This window comes from Corynebacterium sp. HMSC036D02, assembly GCF_001836165.1.
Lineage (GTDB): Bacteria > Actinomycetota > Actinomycetes > Mycobacteriales > Mycobacteriaceae > Corynebacterium.
This window is the reverse complement of record NZ_KV827701.1, coordinates 1-876: the sequence shown is the minus strand read 5'-3', so window position 1 is coordinate 876 and position 876 is coordinate 1. Positions and strand designations below refer to the sequence as shown.

Annotated in this window: 1 pseudogene; it reads right to left on the bottom strand. The window is 52.9% G+C overall.

The features are described from left to right. Window positions 1-25: 25 nt before the first annotated feature. Window positions 26-499: pseudogene (locus tag HMPREF2743_RS10030) on the bottom strand (IS3 family transposase); the annotation flags it as partial. Window positions 500-876 lie beyond the last annotated feature (377 nt).

Below are 876 nucleotides of genomic sequence, written 5' to 3'. Positions count from 1 at the left end.
CAGAAGGTCATCGGCAGGATTATCGACGAAATGCCTGTGAGGTGTACACACTACCGTGGTCGGAATGGAAAATTGCCCCTTTAAGGCTTCCGCGGACTTTCCTGGCATGAGACAAAGCCTCGATAACCAGCGATACCCGCATGTGATCGGCGAGTGCATGTCCGACGAGTTTGCGCGAGTAGACGTCGATGACCGTGGCAAGGTACATGTTCTTGCCTCCCTTACACGGCAGGTAGGTGATATCGCCTACATAGACCTGGTTCGGCTTATCAGCGGTGAATTTGCGGCCTACTAAATCTGGCATGACGCGGTGGCCAGGCTTGCGCCTGGTGGTGATGCACCGACGCCGTTTACTAAAGCCTTTCAGGCCCATGGATTTCATGATGCGTGCGACCTTCTTGTGATTGGTCGGAGGAAAGTCCGTATCGTCGTTAAGGCTTGCAGCGATGCGTTTAGCACCATAAAGCCCGTGCTCATCATCGAAGATGGCCTTGATTCGTGTCAATCCGACGGCAACATCACACTCACCACTTTTCTGTAGACATAAGACCTAGACCCCGCTAGACACGTGTAAAACAATGCTAGGAACGGCCCTATTTTACAGGAAACATTCTGCCGCATACCGGCGTAACAATAGGGTGTACCCCAAAAAGACACACCTGATTAAAGACCCACCCCGGCATCGATATAAATCCCCCATGCAGCCAGGGAAAACAACCAAGTGGAACAAAAAGTGCAAGAGGTATGGGATCGCCCATGCGCCTAGGGGGGCAACCTCTTCCTGAGCAGCGAAAAAGCTGATCAAGACGCCCCAAAAAGTTCAAGTAGGCGAGACATCCCTCGCGGGGTGCTGTTGCAAAGTTGGGCGGAGAGCCG